This is a genomic window from Halomicrobium katesii DSM 19301 (genome assembly GCF_000379085.1).
Taxonomy (GTDB): domain Archaea; phylum Halobacteriota; class Halobacteria; order Halobacteriales; family Haloarculaceae; genus Halomicrobium; species Halomicrobium katesii.
In genome coordinates, this window is the sequence record NZ_KB905378.1 from 1,580,862 (window position 1) to 1,598,932 (window position 18,071).

Consider the following 18,071-nt stretch of genomic DNA (forward strand, 5'->3'; position numbering starts at 1 on the left):
TGGCGGTCACTCGAAGTTCAGCCACTCGTCGGCCCAGCCGTCGGGTCCGGCTTCCTCGGGTCGTTTGTTGCCGAGGACGACCTCGAACGTGGGCATGTTGATGTTGTAAGCGATCTCCTCGTAGCCCCAGTCGTTCTCGACCCAGTCCTCCCGGACCCCCGCGTAGGGGGTGACGGGGAGATAGCCGGCGACTCGCGTTTCGTCGAGCAGTTGCTTCGCCGGCTTCCGTGACTCGAAGACGCCGTTTGCGATGTAGTCGATGTCGTTTCGCTCGATGACCGCCTTCGCCTCGGTGATGTCCGAGAGCTTGACGTCACCGCTGGCTGCGAGGTTCGTAACGAGGGGGACCATCTCGGCGTCGTATTTGACGCCGATGTACTGGAAGGCGTTGTGCGCCGCGAGCTGCACGACGTTTCGGTCGGCGGCATCGAAGATGGCCCGGTAGTCCCGGTCGATCCGTTCGAGGGTGTCGGAGTTGTACGTCTCGGCGTTCGTTCGGAGAGTGTGGGCGTGGTCGGGCGCGAGTGTCGCGAGCCCGTCGGCGATGTTGTCTACCGACTGCTTCGCGCGGTCGGGATCGAGCCAGAAGTGTGGGTCCTTCCCCTGCTGCTTTCCGACCCCCTCTTCCTCGGGGTCCAGCGTCGCGGCGAGATCGACCATTTCGACGCCCTCACGGACGTTGATCAACTGCGTGTCGACGGCGTCGTCTTCGAGCGTCTGAATCGCGCGGTCGGCCCACGGCTGGAACCCCGGACCGACGTGGAGAAACGCGTCGGCTTCGACGATCTCTTTCGTGACGCTCGCATTCGGCTCCCACCCGTGACCGTGCAGTCCGGTCGGGACGAGGTTTTTCACTCGAAGCGGTGTCCCGTCGACGACGTTCCGTGCGAAGTCGTAGAAGCTGAAAAAGGAGGCGACTGCGACAGTGGGGCCGCCTCCGTTCGCGCCGCCCGCGTCGCTCGCGGGCGCGGTATCGCTGCTACCGACGCTGTTCGTGCATCCGGCGAGGCCGGTGGCGAGAAGTCCTGCACCGGCAGTAATGGCTCTCCTGCGTGAGAATCTGTCCCGCGTTCGAGACTGCGGTGTGTCGTCCATCGTCGACTAGCTAGAGATAAGTCGAAGAATATAGTAGTTTCTATCAAATCTAAAGGTTAGACTAGTCTAATCTACGGGCGCAGATTCCTTCGCCGAGATGTCGCTGGCAGCGGCTCGTACGGGCGGTTGTCGTTGCGTATCAGTACGTACGGCGACATGGGCACCGCCCTGGGCAAAGACGACGGCCGGAACCTTCCACTATCACGAAAGAGAATCGGCACACGTGATTGATTAAACAGCGCTACTTTTGTACAGTAATGAATCATACAGAGAACGCCACGTCGAAGGAGATCCACCTTCTGTATGTGAACGACGACACCGACTTCGTCGACCTGGCACGTGCCAAGCTCCAGAGTCACTCTTCGGCATTCGAGATTTCGACTGCTGGCACAGTCGCAGCCGCCCGTGAACAGATCGAGACGGCGGCCATCGATTGTGTCGTCACTTCCTACTCGCTGCCGGACGGAACGGGAATCGAGCTCATAGAGCAGATTCGATCAGCGGACACCGAGTTGCCGACGATCCTGTTTACCGGCAGAGGCAACGAGCGGATCGCCAGCGAGGCGACGCAGGCGGGTGTCTCAGATTACATCCCGCTGCGGGCAGACCAGCACAACTTCGAGCTACTCGCACGTCGCGTCCACACGCTGGTCGAAGCGGCACGCAAAGCGGCCATCGCACAGCGGCTCTCCGATCGATTCCAGCGGACGCTCGAATGTGCCACCGACGCGATCTACGCGGTGGATAACGACTGGCGGATCGAGTACATGAACGAGAAGATGGCCGACCGGATCGACAGGGACCCGGAGAACATCGTCGGCAGCAGAATCTGGGACGAGTTCCCCTCGATCGTCGGCACAGAACTCGAAGAGCGGTATCGGACTGCCATGGAGACCGGCGAGCCGGTGTCGTTCGAGCAGCACCTCGGCGACCCCTTCGAGTACTGGGTCGAGGTGCGGGCATTTCCCGACGACGACGGCCTGACCGTCTTCTCGCGTGAGACCACTGACGAACGGGAGCGAGAACGGGAACTGGAGCGCAGCGCGGCGATCCTCGAAAACATCCACGACATCGTGTTCGTCGTCGACGAGGACGGCGTCGTGAAGTTCGCGAACGGAGCCGGGAAACGCCTGGTCGGGGGGAACCAGTCGACGACACTCGACGGGCGACAGCTCGACGCGGTCGTCGAGGAGCGACTCTCCGACGACGAGGCAGAGCAGCTACGAAGCGTCATCGACGCCGCGCTCGACGGGCCGGAGGGCGACGGCGGACTGACCGGCCTGTACGACTCTGATCTACAGGTCGATATGGCGGTCGGGAACGACGAACGGACCTTCGACATCCGCGTGACGCCGTTCCGAAGTGATACCCGTGAGCAGGTCCTCGTCGTCGCCCGGGACATCACGGAACAGAGCGAAGTCAAGCGACGAGCACAACGGGAGCGGGACGCGCTCCGAGAGCTCCAGAGCATCATGGCAAAGAGCGACGTCTCGGGCGAGACCCGGCTCCGAGAACTGCTGGCCGTCGGCTGTCGGACGCTGGACCTGGAAATCGGGATCGCTTCGCGCGTCCGCGGCAGCGACTACACCGTCGAGGCAGTCCACGCACCGGAAGCCGACATCGAACCGGGAGCACAGTTCGAACTCGAAGCGACGTACTGTGCGGAGGTCATCGACGATGACGGAGTCTGTGCGTTCACCGATGCGGTCGCCGACGGAAAGCGGACCCATCCAGCCTATCGCGAACTCGGACTGGAGTCGTACATCGGTGCGCCACTCGTCGTCGACGGTGAGCGCTACGGGACGATCAACTTCTCGAGCCCGAGCACACGGGTCACGCCCTTCGACCCACTCGAACAGACGTTCGTCGAACTGTTGTCGGAACTGGTGAGCACCGAGATATCACGCAACCGCGACCAGACCGAACTCGAACGGCAGGACTTCCTCTTCGAGCGGGTACAGGACATCGCGGAGATCGGTGTCTGGGAGTACTTCCCATCGACGGGCGATCTCGAATGGTCCGACGGCGTCCGTCGAATCCACGGTGTCGATGACGACTACGACCCGTCACTCGAAGACGCGCTCGACTTCTACCATCCCGACGACAGGGAAACGATCGCGACTGCGGTCGAGCAGACACTCGAACACGGGGAGGCCTACGATCTCGATCTCCGGATCGTTCGAGCCGACGGAGAGATCCACGACGTGCGCGTGTGGGGCGAACGCGTCGACAACACACCCAACGGCACGACCGTGCTCCGTGGCGTCTTTCAGGACATTACCGAGCGGAAAGCCCAGGAGCGCGACCACCGAGAGCTCGCAGAGGAGTACGAGGCACTGCTGGAAACGTCCGGCGACGCGATCTTCCTGCTGAACGTCGACACGACCGGCTCGGAGCCGGCATTCGAGTTCTCCCGGCTCAGCCCGGGGTACGAAACCCAGACCGGGCTGACGACCGAAGACGTTCGACAGCAGACACCGAGCGAGGTGTTCGGAGCGGAACGCGGCGCAGAGCTCGAAGCGAACTACAGCCGCTGTGTCGAGCAACGAGAGCCGATCTCGTACCGCGAAGAGCTGGCTATCGGCGACGGCGCGCGGTTCTGGGAGACGACCCTCGCACCGGTGATAATCAACGGGGAGATCGTCAAGATCGTCGGCATCGCACGCAACGTCACCGAACGGGTCGAACGCGAGCGGAATCTCGAAGCGACGAACCAGCGGCTCGAATCGCTCATCGAAGCGACGCCACTCACCGTGATGGAGATCGACCGTGACGGCATCGTCACTCGCTGGAACGACGAGGCAGAGAAGATGTTCGGCTGGTCGCGAGCGGAGGTGCTCGGTGAGCCGAACCCGATGATCCCCGACGACAGGCAGGGCGAGTGCGACGAGCATCGACAGCGAGCCATGAGCGGCGAGCGGATCCGCGCCGAGGAGATACGACGAGAGACCAAGGACGGCGACGAACTGGACCTGCTCCTGTCGGTCGCCCCGATCAGTGATCCCGACGGCGAGGTGACGAGTATCCTCGCAGTGCTCGAAGACATCACCGAGCAAAAAGAGTTGGAGACAAAACTGCGCTCGCTACAGGAGACGGCCCAGCGGCTCAGCAGGGCACAGTCTGGCAGTGAGATCGGAGAAATCGCCATCGAGGCAGCCGTCGAGATTCTCGGCTTCGAGCTCACAGGAATCTGGGAGTCCGACCAGCGAGCGGACGAACTCGTTCCGCTGGCGTCGAGTGCGGCTGTCCGGGACCTGCTCGGCGAGTTGCCACGGCTCCAACCAGAGGAGAATCTGGCCTGGGAGGCGTTCGAGTCCTCGGAGCTGCGGACGTACGACGATCTTCGGGAGGAACCGGGAATCGACGACGCAGCCGCATTGCCGACGAGTGGGCTGTTCGTCCCGCTGGGTGAGTACGGACTCGTCGGCGTCGGGACCTCGAACGAGCGAGGGTTCTCCGAGACGGATGTGGACCTGTTTCGCATCCTCGGTGCGACCGTCGAAGCCGCCTTCGGTCGGGCGAACAGAGAGACGAAGCTACAGCGCCAGAACGAACGGCTGGACCAGTTTGCGAGCGTCGTCGCCCACGACCTCAGGAATCCACTCAGCGTCGCGATCGGGTTCACCGACATCGTACAGCAGACACAGGATCCGGCACACTTCGAGAAGATCGAGACCGCACACGAGCGCATCGAGCGTCTGATCGACGACCTGCTCACGCTCGCGCGTGGCGAGTCGACCGTGACCGAGACCGAAGAGATCGACCTCGAAACGATCGCGACAGAAGCGTGGGGGTACGTCGACACGAGTGAAGCGACGTTGACGGTCGAATCTGTCCCGGTCGTCGCGGGCGACAGTGGTCGCTTGACCCAACTGTTCGAGAATCTCTTCCGAAACGCAGTCGAACACGGTGGCGAGGAGGTTTCGGTGAACGTGGGACAACTGACGGAGGCGGACGGGTTCTACGTCGAAGACGACGGTGTCGGGATTCCGCCAGAGAAGCGAACGACTGTGTTCGAACACGGCACCACCACGAACGAGGGTGGCACCGGTTTCGGACTCTCGATCGTCGAAGACATCGCGAAGGCCCACGGCTGGACGGTCAGTGCTACCAGCGGGACAGCGGGTGGAGCGCGGTTCGAGTTCGAGATGACCCCGTGACACTGCCGGCAGTCTGTCTATAGTAGCCATTGAAAATCAATGCACACCCGATCGCATGACTGCAGTGCGATCGGTGTGTAAATCGTTTCAATTGTTACTATATCACGGATATCTCCACCCCACGAGATCCGATGTCGTACAGCGGTGCCACCGGATCCGACGGCGAACAGCAACGGACGTGCGAGTCGCGCTGAAGGTGCCGGCAAAAGTATTTGGCCGTCCTAAACCACAGCCCATTTATATTATTAGGTTAGCCTAAAATCATGGTCGAAGACGAGACATCGACTCGACGTGACGCGATCAAATACGGGTTCACCGTCGCCGCATCGGGCCTGCTGGCCGGCTGTACCGATCAGGAGAGCTCGGGTTCGGACGTGACCGAGACGCCGACCCCCGAGCCGACGGCGACGGCGGCGAAGGAGGACACGCCCACTCCCGAGCAGTCGTACACGGCGACGATGCCGCCCGTCGGCGAGGTGACTCTCGAAGAGCCGCCGTCGTCGTGGATCGGCGGGCTCGGGTTCACTGCCGACGTACTGACGGCGCTCGGGCAGGCGGACGGCGCGGTCGGGATGGTCGACCCGAGCTTCTGGTACACCGGGTTCTACGACTTCCTCGACGGCGTGACCGCACCGTCGGAAGACGAACTCGCCCGGATCACGACCGAAGACCGCGAGACGGACGTGGAGATGGTGTACGAGCTGGACCCGGACCTCATGGCGGTCGACCCGAACGCCCTGATGGGGATCTACGGACTCGACGAAGCGGGGGCGCGCCAGATCCAAGCGGACGTCGCCCCCTGGTTCGGCAACGAGAGCAGGCGAAAGCGCTTCGACGGCTGGACACACTGGCCGGTCGGAGAGCCCTACGACTACCTCTCGCTTCCCGAGTACGTTCCGAAGTACGCGGCGCTGTTCGGTGAACAGGAACGCGGAAACGCACTGCTGGAGCTGTACGAACCGTTCGTCGAATCGGTCACTGACCGATTACCGCCCAGAAAAGACCGGCGGTCGATGGCGCTGGTCAACGGCCGGTACAACCCCGAGAACCGGGACGGATGGGTCGTCTACAACCCGAACTCCGAAGTCGAAGCGACGTGGGGCAAAAAGCAGTATCGAGATCTGGGCGTCGTCGACGCGTTCGACGGGGCCTACGACGGCCAGTCGTCGGTGACCGTCAACCACGAGGGACTGCTGGAGTACGATCCGGACGTGATCATCTTCAACTTCGGGATCACTTACCGGGACTTCGACGGCACGAACTACATCCAGCAGCAACGCGAGTTGCTCGAAGACCACCCCGTCGGGAGCAGGGTGACCGCGGTCGACAACGGGGACCTGTACGTCGGGGGCACGCCCTACCAGGGACCGATCATCAACATGTTCCAGACCGAGATGGCCGCAAAGCAGCTCTACCCCGAGGAGTTCGGAGCGTATCCGGGCTACGGGGAGCTGTCGGCGGACGAACAGCTGTTCGACAGACAACGGCTGGCGGAGATCGCGACCGGCGATTTCTGATACTGCCGGCCGGAATCTGTACAGATTTTGCGACCCCGTATCGCGAATATCTTGAAACAGTTACAGCCGGAGGATGGGGGCTCACGCGAACCGCGCGAGCCACGACTCGATGTCGTCGACCGGCGCAGTGCCGGCCGTCGAGTCGACGCGCTCGCCCACGTAGGTGATGCGCCCCCGGACCGTCGCGTCGTCGAGCTGGCGTTCGAGCAGCCAGGCGTAGAAGGCGGTCTGGAGCGCGTATCGGTCCCGAGTGGCGTCGGTGTCGGCGAGGACGAGCTTGATGTCGTCGACGTACCACGTGCCGTCCGGAGCGCGCGAGACGATGTCGGCGTGGTTCCGGGTCTCGATGGTGTGGTCGACCACGGGAAGCACGGCGTCGAGCGGCTCCTCGACGTAGACGGCGCTCGACTGCAAGCGCTCCCAGACGCCGGTCGAGGCGAACTGCGGGCAGACGGTCTCGCGGACGTAGCTCGCCACCTGCTGGCGCTCACGGCCGCCAACGTCGCGGCACTGCTCGTCGATGGCGGCGTCGAGCCGCCCCGCGAGCGGTTCGGCACAGTCTTCCAGCGTCGCAGTCGAGACGCCCCGCTCGACGGCGGTCGTGAGCACGTCGTGTGCGATCGTCCCGAGGCCGTCGGGGCCGACCGCGTCGAAGGCCAGCGGGAGGCCGTCGGCGGGAGCGGGACGGTCGCTGTGGAGCGAGGCCCCCTTGAGGTGGGCGAGCCAGTGCTCGTCCAGTCCCGTCGCCAGCGGGTAGAGCGTACTGCCGTTGACGAAGCGGGGCGTCCGGCCCGTCCGAGTCGGCGACGGCGCGAGCGCAGTCCGCGGCGTCGGGCGACTCGACGGCGAGACGCTGGCGTCGTATGCCACGTCGAGACAGCCGATCGCCAGCGGGTACTCCCCGATCGGTCGCTGGAGCGCGGTGTCGATTCGGCCGGGCTCCAGCGAGTCGGAGAGAGCGAGTGCCCGCCGGATCGTCGTCATCCAGCTGTCCTGTGGCGGCGTTCCGTGGCTCGTCGCGTCCCGTGGCACCGAGAGGACGAGGTGGTCCCGGGCTCGCGTCATGGCGACGTACAGCGTCCGCCAGCGGTCCGCGCGGTGTGCGGCGGCGAGCTCGCTGAACACCGGCGGACCGCCGAGTCGCGGCTGCTCGTCCCCGACCCAGCGGTTCGTCGCCCAGCGGAGCCGCGGCACCGACTCGACGCCGTGAGCGCCGGGTTCGTCGACGGGAACCGACGGCGCGGTCGCTGGCGGTGCGAGCGCGAGCGTCTCACCGCGGGCCACGAACGAATCGCGATGTGGGCCGTGAACGCCGAGCGGTCGGCTCAGATCGGCCAGGCAGACGACGTCGGCCTCGTCGCCTTTCGCGTTGTGGATCGTCCGGAACACCACGTCGTAGTCGCTGGCGTCGGGCACCGGGACGAGCGGCCCGTGGGACGGGGACGCGCGGTACCGCTGGAGGACGCCGGCCAGCTCGGACAGCGAGTAGCGGTCGGTCCCCTCCCACGACTCGACGGTCTCGACGAGCGTATCGAGGACGGCGAGACAGCGCCGCGGATCGTCGACCTGGTCGAACGGGTCGGTCTCCAGGGCCAGCGTCTCGACGACGGTCGCGACGACGAGCGCCCCCGGATCGGCCGTCCGTCGCGCGAGCCGCCCGCGGAGTTCGGCGAGGTCGTCGAGGAACGTCTCGACGCGGGCCGGGAGTCGATCGTCGGCCCCGATCTCGTCGAGGCGGTAGTCGGCGGCGGCAGCGATCTCTCGGACGGTCGACCCGTCGTCGCAGGTCACCGCCGGAACCGCACCGTCGAAGAGCGCGCGCGTTCGCTCCGGGTCGAACGGGTCGACGAGCCACTCGACGACGCCGACGACGAGTTCGACGAGCGGGGTCTCGAACAGCAGTTCGCTGGCGTCGGCGACGGACAGCCCCTTCGCTTCCAGACGAGCGGCGAGCGAGCGCATGTTCGTCCGCGTCGGAAAGAGGACCTCCACCGGGCCGTCAGCGTCTCGGCCCGCGAAGCCGTCGTCGGCCAGCGCACCGTGGAGGTAGTTCGAGAGCGGCGCTGCTTCGCTCTCCTCGAACCACGTGGTCGTCCCCGGAGATCCCCGCGCCCGGTAGCTCGCGACGTGGACCGCCGGCTCGCTCGTCGCCTCGCGGTCGGTCTCGACGGGCGTGTAGCCGTCGCCGGTCCGGTGTAGGGCACCGCGTGCGGGATCGGTAAAGACCGTCTCGAAGACGGCGTCGACGGCCGCCGAGACGTCCGGTCGCATCCGGTAGGTCCGTGCGGCGTCGGCCCGATCGTGGGGCGTCCAGGAGCGCCCGAAGTACGTCCCCTCGTCGAACGCTCGCGTGAACAGCGCCGGCCGGGCGTCGCGCCAGGCGTAGATACACTGGTCGGTGTCCCCGGCAAGCAGGACGCGGGCGTCGTCGGGGACCAGCGGGGCGAGCGCGTCGTGCTGTGCGACGGACACGTCCTGGGCCTCGTCGATGACGAGGGTCTGGAGGGCGTGAGCGTGGCGCTGTCGGACCCGCTCGCGGAACGAGTCGTCGGCGTCGCCGGACTCCTCGAAGAAGTCGGCGACCCAGTACGCCACGTCCTGGTGGGCGAGCACGCCGCGCTCGCGACACCGGCGGTCGTACTCGGTCTCGTAGGCGGCCACGAGCGAACAGAACTCCTCGACACGCGCACGCCAGCGGTCGAAACACGCCCGGGACTGGGCCGCGACCGCCGCCTCGTCGTCGTGGCGTCGCCGGAACGCCGCGGCGGTCTCCTCGTCGAAGAACCGCGCCACGTCACGGACCACGGCGTCGAACGCGGCCGGGCGACCGTCCGGAAAGGCCTCGTCGATCGCGCCCAGGAGTCTGTCGCAGAACTGCTCGTCGGAGAGCCTGCGGGCGCGCTTGGCCGAGCGGGCCGTTTCGAGCAGCGCGTCCAGCGTGCGCTCGTCGGCCCCCCGTCCGTCCCTGGCCGTCTCGTCGCCGTAGGCCTCGTCGAGACGGTCGAACCGGGCGGTCAGTGACTCGCGATCACGCAGGGCGTCCAGCGCCGCCTCTCGGAGCGAGGAGAGTCGAGCGTCGTTGCCGACCGTCGGCATCTGCTCGAAGCCGTACTCGGCGTGAATCTCCGTGAAGACGGTGCGAAAGATGCTGTCGATGGTCCCGACGTGGTCGGCGTGGCGGACCCGCTCCTGGAGCCGCCGTGAACGCTCTGGGCTGATGGTGGTCGCCGTCGGCTGCTCGTCGTCGGCGAACGCGGCCAGCGCGGCAGTGATCCCCGGAACGATGCCGGCAGCGTCCTCGCGGGAGAACGAGACGACGCAGAGCCCCCGTTCGGGAGCGGCCGCTTGCGCGCCCGCTTCGACCAGCGCCTCGGCGGCGACGCGCTCGACGGTCGTCGACTTGCCAAAGCCCGCCGTACAGTCGAGGACGAACAGCCCCCGGTCGTGAGCGAGGAACGCGTCGCGAATCCGGTCCTGTGCGCCCTCCAGGGGCGGGACGCCGTCGGTCACCGGCCGCCACCTCCCACGCTCGTGCCGTCGTCGATCCAGTCGTGGAGCGTCGAGGCGTCGCCGGCCCGCAATCGACGGACCCGCTCGGGCGCGAGGCGGTCGGCGTCCAGGTGAGCAAGCAGCGGCGACCGCTCGTAGCGGACGCCGTCCACGTCACGGGTGTAGCGAGTGACGACGAGGTGATCGGTGGCGGCCCGGACCGCGTCGGCGAAGTGATCGAGGTCGCGCTCTGTCGACCAGGCCCCCCGGACGGGGAACTGACGGGCCGACCGTGTCTGCCCCCGGACGATGGCCGCCCGCAGTTCGGCCGGCAACTCGCCGTGAGGGCGCTGGGGCCACTCGCCGTCGGCGAACCCCAGCGCGATCACGAGCGAGTACGTCCGGAGCCAGGCGTCCGTCGCGTCGAGCACGTCGATGCGCTCGGCGTTGGCGTGTTCGCGCCGGCCGGGCCGGGCGGTCGCGAGCGCGTCGAGGACCGTCAGGACGGTGTCCCACGACGGATCGAGGTGGCCCCGTTCGAGCCAGTCGGCGTACTTCGCGCGCGTCTCGCGAAGGAGGTGATCGCCGTCGTCCGTGCCGGCGACCCGCTCGACGGCGCGGGCGGTCTGGGCGGTCTCGGTGTAGTCCGGCCCGTCGGACGCGGCCCGCCGGGGCAGGACACCCTCCTCGAACGCGTCGACGACGGGCTCCAGAACGGGACAGATGTCGGCCGGCGCGGGCTCGGCGGGCTGCTGGCCGATCCAGTTCAGCAGGCCGGCCGCCGCTTCGCGTGCGGTCGTGTCGACGCCGTCGAGTTCCCCGACGGCCGTGAGCCACCCGACCCGCGAGCGAGACGCGCCGTCGAGCGCACGACCGAGCGCGTGTACCGCCGCCGGTGGCGTCGGGCGGTCGTGACGGCCACGCGGTGCGATCCACTGGAGCGCGAGCGGTTCCAGCAGCGCGTCGGCGGCGATGTCGTCGGCCGCGGCCGCCCCCAGCAGTTCACAGACGGCGACGACGAGCCGGTAGGGGAGCGTCCGCGTCAGCGGGAGCTGCGTCCAGACCGACGGGTGCCGTCCGTACGTCGACAGCGCGCGCCGGACCGGCCGCTCGTAGCGACCGACGTCCCGAGCGACGAGCGCGACGTCGTCGACGCCGGCACCCGCTTCGAGCGCCCCGTCGACGATCGCCGCCGCGGTGCGGGCCTCGTCGTGTCTCGTCTCGACCGCGATCTCGGTCGTTCGCGGCGGCTGGTCGAGCCGGCGGTCGGGCGACGGATCGACGCAGTCCGGGGCGGTGTCGGCGATCCCGGACCGGGCAGCCAGCCGACGGGCGATCCGGGGACCGGTCCCGGCCCGGAGGTAGTAGTGGACGGCGACGTCGGTCGCCGCCTCAACCGCCGTGAGAAAGTCTCGGATCGGCGCGCCGAGCGTGCTGACGCCAGCGAGATCGATCCGCTCGATCGTCGGGAACGTCGCCGACCACACTGCGCCGTCGGTCTCCTCGATCGCGCTCGCACAGGCCCGAAAGACAGCGCCGGAAGCTGGAGCGGCCGCGACACGCTCGTCGAGAGCGTCGACGAGAGCACCCACCCCGGTACGGAGCGCGCGCGTGTCGGCACTGGCAGCCGCCGACAGCGACGAGCGAACGTCGTCGAGCGCCGCCGCCCGGTCGGCTCGCCCGCCGGTCAGGAGCTGGAGCTCCTCGCGAGCGACCTCGATCGACTCGGCGTGCTCGGTCAGCGCCGTGCCGTAGACGGTGGTGAGCGCCCCGACGCCCGCGGGCGGCTCGTCGAGGAGCACCCGGAACAGCCGGAGCCGGTCGAGCCGGTCGAGCGTCTCGACCGCTCGGCCCTCGTGGGTCGAGAGGACCCGCGACGCCACGTCGATCGGCGTCCGAAACAGGACCGACGAACGGGGCCGGCTGCGCTGTGCGAGCGCCCGCTTGCAGTTGCGCTGGTGGAGCTGCTCGGGCGTCATCACGATGTCGATCGGGTCGCTGGCTCGCTGCGGGCGTTCCAGAAGGGACTGCTCGTCGTGGACGTGGACCGTGGGCGAACAGCGCCGAGCGGAGACGGCAGCGTCGTCCATACCTGTGAGAGAAGCGCAGTCGTGCCCTAAAGCTGCTCGCCTCGGAGTGAAAGTAGACGCGTCGTCTCGCGGCGTCACTCGGGCCTGCCAGTGACGGTCCCCTCCATCTCGTCGAGGGCCTCCGTCGCAACGTCGCCGGGTTCGCCGGCCTCGATGTGTGAGTAGCGTTCGAAGGTCTCGGTCAGCGGCGTCGAGTACGACCGATCAGACACCGGCGGTCACCGCACGACGCGGGCAGGGCCCCGGCGGCGTCGAAGCGGCGTCGGCGTGTGGCAGTCGCATGGTTCGTGCGCCCCGACGGCGCGTCCGGAAACGGCCGCTCGGGTCCGTGACGTGCTGGCCGACCAGTGGTGAGCGTCGCTCAAAGCGAGATTGGAGTCACCGCCGCTCTCTTGTGTCGGTTACTGCAAGCGACTGCATGAACAGACGAGAGTCCCTCGCCGCGTTCGCGGGGGTCGCCGCCGCGCTGGCCGGCTGTAGCGGGTACGGCAGCGCGACCAGCGAGTCGACGGCAACGAGAGGGGCCGAGGGCGAGATCGACACGGACGCGCCGGGGACCGGGTCCGCGACGGATCCCGAGATGGTCCGCGTTCGCGAGGCGACCGATCGGGCACCGCTCTGGCTCGCCGATCGAGACGGCGAGACCGACCGAGAGCGCGGGTCCCACCGCGAGCGGCGTCGACACTCGCGGACCGTCGTCGACACGCCGGCCCGGGCGGAACGGCTCAGGGTCGCCGACGGCGTCGACGCCGACGGGCTCGACTCGTTCCTGTCGGAGACGGACCTCGACGGCCAGACGCTGTATCTGGAGAGCGTCGAGGTCCGAGCCTGCTTCGAGCTGGCACTGTGTCGGATCGAGTGGCAGCCCGACGAGGTGTCGACGGACTACGCGCGCACCCAGCTCCCCTACGATACGCGCTGTGAGGTCGACGACCACGTCTTCGAGGCGCGACTCGTCCGCATTCCGGCCAGCCTCTCGGCCGACGAGGTGCGTGGCTACGGCTCGTCGATCGGCACGGCCGGCTGTCAGAGACGGAATCGGGCCGCGGCCGAGGGCGGCGGGGGATCGAGCACCGGGAGTGACGGAGAGACACGCCCCGCCACAGCCACGTCGACCGGAGGTGACCGGTGATGGGCGAGGACGCACGGAGCACAGCGGACCGACAGCGCCTGACGCGTCGCGGGCTGCTCGCCGTGGCCGCGACGAGTGCCGTCGCCGGCTGCCAATCGATCGGCGGGCTGAGCGACGACACAGACGAGCAGATCAGCGTGTACGAGCTCCCCGACCTCGACCGGGAGTCGATCCCGTCGCCGGTCGTCGCCCCGTCAGTGCCCGTCGACATCGCGCCGTCGCACCTCACGACGGCCCGCGAGCGCGTCGACGCGTTGCTCGGCGAACTCCCGACGCCGATGGGACCCGACGACATCCCCAACGGCTACGTCCGCGAGCGCCTGACCGACAGCGCCAGCGACGCGACGGACGCGCTCGACGACGCACGCACTGCCCGGACGGAGCTGGAAGCGCTGACGGCGCTGGGCGAGGCGCGCGAACGAGCCAGATACGCGGCCGCCGGCTGGGCGATGGCCGACGAGGGACTGACAGTCGAGCGCCTCCGCAGCGAGCACGGTGAGGTCGTCTCGAACGCCCACGCGTTCTGGGACGAGCACACGTACCTCGGGACCGACCCCGTCCGAGCGGCGCTGGTACACGCCCGCATCGAGGACGCGTTCGATCGGCTCGCCCGGATGGACGAGCCACGGACCCACGGCGACGGCGAACTGCTGACCGTCGCCGAGTGGGGCGAGACCGTCGAGTCGGCACGGGTCAGTCTCGACGACGCCCGCCACCTCGACAGCCAGTTCACCGAGTCGCTGCCCGCCGACGCCGGCAACGTCGAGGACGCGCTCACCAGCGGTGCCGAGACGCTGCTGGCCGACGTTCGCTCGCGCCGCTCCGACCTCCCACCGGAACCCACCCAGGAGGAGTGGGGCGTCGCCGAGAACGTGGTCGCCGACCTCCGGCGGACGGTCGACGACGGACCGACGACCGTCGGGGAAGCCAGCGGACCGGCCAGCGCCGTCGTCGACGCGACCGGTCGCATCGCGAGACTTCGAGCGCTGGAGCGGATCGAAGAGCGGATCGATGCCGGCGAGATCACCGGCGTCGAGAGCGCCGACGAACTGCGAGCACTGCGGACGGCGGCCTGCGACGCGCTCGATACCGCGCTCGAAACGAGTCGCGACGCCGCGCTCGCCCGGACCGTCATCAGCGACGTGTCCCGGGAGGTGACGAGCGCGGACTGGCGGCTCGCTCGGTTCGATCGCGACGTTCGGCCCGAGCGCCTCGACGACATCGTGGAGGGGTACGTGCGCGCGACGGCCGTCGCGCGGGCCGTGCCGCCAGCGTGCAAGCAGACCGTCGAGGCGCTGGAGCGATACGGAACGTTGTAGTTGCTTACCGGTGCTCGTCGCCACGGGGGAGACGCTCACCGTTAAATGCTTACGACCGTCCGTATGAGCCCGAGGGCCTCGGTGCTCACTGTTTTACGTGTCCAGTTCTATCGAGTACAGTGTCTTTTTTCACCCACGCCTACGGATGTCCTGCATGTGTTACCTCCCGACGAGACGACGGTTCTGCTACCGGTCGACATCTCCGGAGAGTACGTCCTTCCGACACCGGTATTGGACCTACTGTCGTCGATCCACGTCGTCGTCCTCGGTTACTACCCCGTCCCGAGCCAAGCGGCTCCGGCACAGCTCAAACACCAGCATGAGGACGACGCGAGACGCCATCTGGACGCGATTCTCAACCAATTGACCGGCCGCGTGGACGGCATCTCCGATGTCCTTGTGTTCACCCACGACCGCGACGAGACGGTCGACCGGATCGCCACCACCCACGACGTCGATGCGATTCTCACCCCGGGCGACGTGACGACCGTCGACCGCCTGCTGGTCCCGCTACGTGGCGAGTCCAACGTCGAGAACATCCTCTCGCTCGCCGAGACGCTCCTCGCGTCGACCGATGCGACGGTCACACTCTTTCACGCCACGGACGAGGCAAACCCCGATGGGCACGGCGACCGCCTGCTCGACGGCGCGGTCGAGCACCTCGTCGAGAGCGGCGTCGATCCCGACCGCATCGACAGACAGCTATCGACCGATGACGCAGTGGCCGGTATCCTCGCGGCCGGTGACGAGCCCGACATCCTCCTCATCGGCGAGACGGAGCCGTCCCTCCGGGACCGCATCCTGGGTCGCGTTCCGTCACAGATCCTTGAAGACGCCGAGGGTCCGGTCTTCGTCGTCAGGGATACCAGCGGAACCGAGACCGTGAATAAAACCAGGACTGGGTCTGAGAGCGGGACGGAATACGGTTCTGGGGGACAGACCGACGCTCCATGAGCGGCGACAGCAGCCAACTCGAACGGAACCTCGGCTTTCTGGAGGCGATGACGCTGGGCGGCGGGACGATGATTGGTGCCGGCATCTTCATCCTCCCGGGGCTGGCCGCGGAGGGGGCCGGGCCGGCCAGCGCGATCTCCTTTCTCATCGCCGGGTTCGTCGCACTGCTCGCAGCGCTGTCGCTGTCGGAACTTGCGACGGGGATGCCCATCGCCGGCGGGAGCTACCACTACGTCAACCGCGCTCTCGGTGGCCTGTTCGGGAGCATCGTCGGCTGGGGCATGTGGACCGGCCTGATGTTCGCCAGCGCCTTCTACATGATCGGCTTCGGTCAGTACATCGTCGTCCCGCTTGCCTTCCTCGATGGCCGGGCCCTCATCGTCCTGCTGGGCGTCCTCGGGCTGGGGCTCATCGCCGGCATCAACTACTACGGCACCGACGAGTCCAGCGGCGCGCAAAACGTCATGATCGGTGCGGAGCTCGTCGTCGTTCTCGCGTACGTCGCGCTGGGCGTCTTCTACGTCGATCCGGCGAACCTCCGAGAGTTTGCACCGACCGGGCCGACCGGCATCGTCGCCACCACCGGGACCGTCTTCGTCACGTATCTGGGCTTCGAGATCATCGCCACCGTCGCTGGCGAGATCAAACGCCCCGGGGAACTGATCCCCAAGACGATGGTGCTGTCGGTCGTCTCGGTCTCGCTCCTGTACGCCGTCATCATGGTGGTCAGCACTGGTATCGTCCCGTACGCTGAGCTGGGCGACTCGCTGGTACCCGTCTCCGACGTCGCGGCCATCTCGATGTTCGGGACCGTCGGCGTCGCCGCCGTCACAGCCGCAGCGGCCGTCGCCGCCATCTCCAGTTCCAACTCCTCTATTTTGGCCGCCTCGCGGGTCATCTTCGCGATGGGCCGGGACAGCCTGATGAGCGAACGACTGAACGTCACCCACGACCGCTTCAGCACGCCTCACCGAGCCATTCTCGCCACTGCCGTCGTGACGGGTGGCCTCATCCTACTGGGGTTGCGTGTCCAGGAAATCGTCGCCCTCCTCGCGCAGGTGGCGAGTTTCAGTTTTCTGGTCACCTACGCCCTCGTCCACGTCGCCGTGGTCGTCTTCCGGACGGTCGATCCCGACGAGTACGACCCCGAATTCGAACTTTCCGGGCCACTGTACCCGACTGTTCCGGTGCTGGGTATAGCGATGGCCGCGCTGGTCGTCTCACAGATGCGCCTCCCGGTCATCGCCGTCGGGATCGGTATCGTCGCCCTGGGCGCGGGCTGGTACGTCGTCTACGCCCGGGACCGCGCCGTCGAACAGGGACTCCTCGACGACGCGCTCGACCAGCTCCGTGAGGACCTCCCGGCCGGCGTTCCGGGGTCGACACCGACCGCGTCAGCCGAGGACCAGCACACGGTCGTCGTCCCGGTCGCCAACCCAGAGACACAGCACGGTCTCCTGCGGCTTGCCGCCGCCAGCGCGCAGGCACACGCTGACGAGCGCCGCCCGAAACTGGTTGCGATGAACGTCATCCAGGCCGAGACCTCGTCCCGTCAGAACGTCGAATCGGAACGTGTCGACCACCAGCGGACGCTCCTCTCGAACGTCCACGACATCTCCGAGGAGATGGACCTCGACGTGCGGACCCGCGCGCTCGTGGCGGCCGACGCCGGCGAAGCAATCGTCGAGGTCGCCTCCGAGGAGACCGCCGACCAGGTCCTCATGGGGTGGAACGGAACGCTGGCCCGGGACGACCACGTCTTCGGGACGACGCTGGACCCGGTGCTGGCCGACGCGCCCTGTGACGTGTCGCTGGTGGAAATTCAGTCAGAGACCGTCGGTCGCCCGGTCGCACTGGCTGGACCCGGCCCGCACGCACCGAAAGCGGCCCAGCGTGCCGTCGAGTTCGCGACAGTGCAGGGGACGACTCCCGTGTTGCTCAACGTCCAGTCGCCCACGCCGGATGGTGATACCGATCCCGTCCAGCGCGGCCACGAGGCCATCGCCTGGGTCGCCGACAGGGCGGGCATCGACCGCGAGGCCTACGACGCAGAAGTCGTCGTCGGCGAGGACACGGAGTCGGCCATTCTCGACGCTGTCGACGAGTTCGACACCATCTGTGTGGGTCTCTCCGAGAAGAGCGCGCGGTCGCGCATCCTCTTTGGCTCGATTGCAGAGCGCATCAGCCAGCGGGCCACCGGCAACGTCGCCATCATTCGTGGTGCTAGCGACGACACTCCGTCGGATACGCCGACAGAAGCACTGGTACGAGTTGAACAGGAGTGAGTTCGGATAGTTGACCGATGGGAGACGAGA

10 protein-coding genes are annotated in these 18,071 nt (G+C 67.4%); 6 read left to right on the forward strand and 4 right to left on the reverse strand.

Annotation, left to right across the window (positions count from 1 at the left end; translation table 11 throughout):
• Positions 1-6: 6 nt before the first annotated feature.
• Positions 7-1,095, reverse strand: a complete 1,089-nt coding sequence (locus HALKA_RS0108515; protein ID WP_018257578.1) for a metal ABC transporter substrate-binding protein — start codon at positions 1,093-1,095, stop codon at positions 7-9.
• 257 nt (positions 1,096-1,352) lie between these two features.
• On the opposite strand from HALKA_RS0108515, the gene HALKA_RS0108520 reads away from it, so the two are divergent.
• Both HALKA_RS0108520 and HALKA_RS0108525 read left to right on the forward strand, forming a co-directional pair.
• Positions 1,353-5,255, forward strand: a complete 3,903-nt coding sequence (locus HALKA_RS0108520) for a PAS domain S-box protein (protein WP_018257579.1) — start codon at positions 1,353-1,355, stop codon at positions 5,253-5,255.
• Between the two features lie 263 nt (positions 5,256-5,518).
• Complete coding sequence (locus tag HALKA_RS0108525) at positions 5,519-6,772, forward strand: ABC transporter substrate-binding protein (RefSeq protein ID WP_018257580.1); 1,254 nt, start codon at positions 5,519-5,521, stop codon at positions 6,770-6,772.
• An 81-nt stretch (positions 6,773-6,853) separates the two neighbouring features.
• On the opposite strand, the gene HALKA_RS0108530 is transcribed toward HALKA_RS0108525, so the two are convergent.
• From HALKA_RS0108530 to HALKA_RS20920, 3 genes are all read right to left on the reverse strand, one after another.
• Positions 6,854-10,282 carry a UvrD-helicase domain-containing protein gene (locus HALKA_RS0108530; protein WP_018257581.1) on the reverse strand — a complete coding sequence of 1,143 codons (3,429 nt, stop codon included), beginning with the start codon at positions 10,280-10,282 and terminating at the stop codon, positions 6,854-6,856.
• Positions 10,279-12,351 (reverse strand): hypothetical protein, encoded by a 2,073-nt coding sequence (locus HALKA_RS0108535; RefSeq protein ID WP_018257582.1) that lies wholly within the window; start codon positions 12,349-12,351, stop codon positions 10,279-10,281. Before HALKA_RS0108535 ends, HALKA_RS0108530 begins: the two co-directional genes overlap by 4 nt.
• Before the next feature lie 74 nt (positions 12,352-12,425).
• On the reverse strand, positions 12,426-12,563 hold the full coding sequence (locus tag HALKA_RS20920) for a hypothetical protein (RefSeq protein WP_018257583.1): 138 nt from the start codon (positions 12,561-12,563) through the stop codon (positions 12,426-12,428).
• Between the two features lie 206 nt (positions 12,564-12,769).
• Between HALKA_RS20920 and HALKA_RS0108545 the strand changes: the two genes are divergently transcribed.
• Genes HALKA_RS0108545 through HALKA_RS0108560 form a run of 4 tightly spaced genes read left to right on the forward strand, consistent with a single transcriptional unit; the run spans position 12,770 to position 18,041 of the window.
• Entirely contained in the window at positions 12,770-13,483 is a 714-nt protein-coding gene (locus HALKA_RS0108545) for a hypothetical protein (RefSeq protein ID WP_018257584.1), read from the forward strand.
• On the forward strand, positions 13,483-14,802 hold the full coding sequence (locus tag HALKA_RS0108550) for a hypothetical protein (RefSeq protein WP_018257585.1): 1,320 nt from the start codon (positions 13,483-13,485) through the stop codon (positions 14,800-14,802). The genes HALKA_RS0108545 and HALKA_RS0108550 overlap by 1 nt, the downstream gene beginning before the upstream one ends.
• Positions 14,803-14,847: 45 nt before the next feature.
• A complete protein-coding gene (locus tag HALKA_RS0108555; RefSeq protein ID WP_245545368.1) occupies positions 14,848-15,756 on the forward strand; it encodes a universal stress protein in 909 nt (302 codons plus the stop codon).
• Positions 15,753-18,041 (forward strand): amino acid permease, encoded by a 2,289-nt coding sequence (locus HALKA_RS0108560; RefSeq protein WP_018257587.1) that lies wholly within the window; start codon positions 15,753-15,755, stop codon positions 18,039-18,041. The genes HALKA_RS0108555 and HALKA_RS0108560 overlap by 4 nt, the downstream gene beginning before the upstream one ends.
• Positions 18,042-18,071: the final 30 nt, after the last annotated feature.

Coding starts and splice junctions, on each gene's coding strand:
- HALKA_RS0108515 (WP_018257578.1), bottom strand. CDS start 1,095: ATGGACGACACACCGCAGTCTCGAACGCGGGACAGATTCTCACGCAGG.
- HALKA_RS0108520 (WP_018257579.1), top strand. CDS start 1,353: ATGAATCATACAGAGAACGCCACGTCGAAGGAGATCCACCTTCTGTAT.
- HALKA_RS0108525 (WP_018257580.1), top strand. CDS start 5,519: ATGGTCGAAGACGAGACATCGACTCGACGTGACGCGATCAAATACGGG.
- HALKA_RS0108535 (WP_018257582.1), bottom strand. CDS start 12,351: ATGGACGACGCTGCCGTCTCCGCTCGGCGCTGTTCGCCCACGGTCCAC.
- HALKA_RS0108545 (WP_018257584.1), top strand. CDS start 12,770: ATGAACAGACGAGAGTCCCTCGCCGCGTTCGCGGGGGTCGCCGCCGCG.
- HALKA_RS0108550 (WP_018257585.1), top strand. CDS start 13,483: ATGGGCGAGGACGCACGGAGCACAGCGGACCGACAGCGCCTGACGCGT.
- HALKA_RS0108555 (WP_245545368.1), top strand. CDS start 14,848: ATGCTTACGACCGTCCGTATGAGCCCGAGGGCCTCGGTGCTCACTGTT.
- HALKA_RS0108560 (WP_018257587.1), top strand. CDS start 15,753: ATGAGCGGCGACAGCAGCCAACTCGAACGGAACCTCGGCTTTCTGGAG.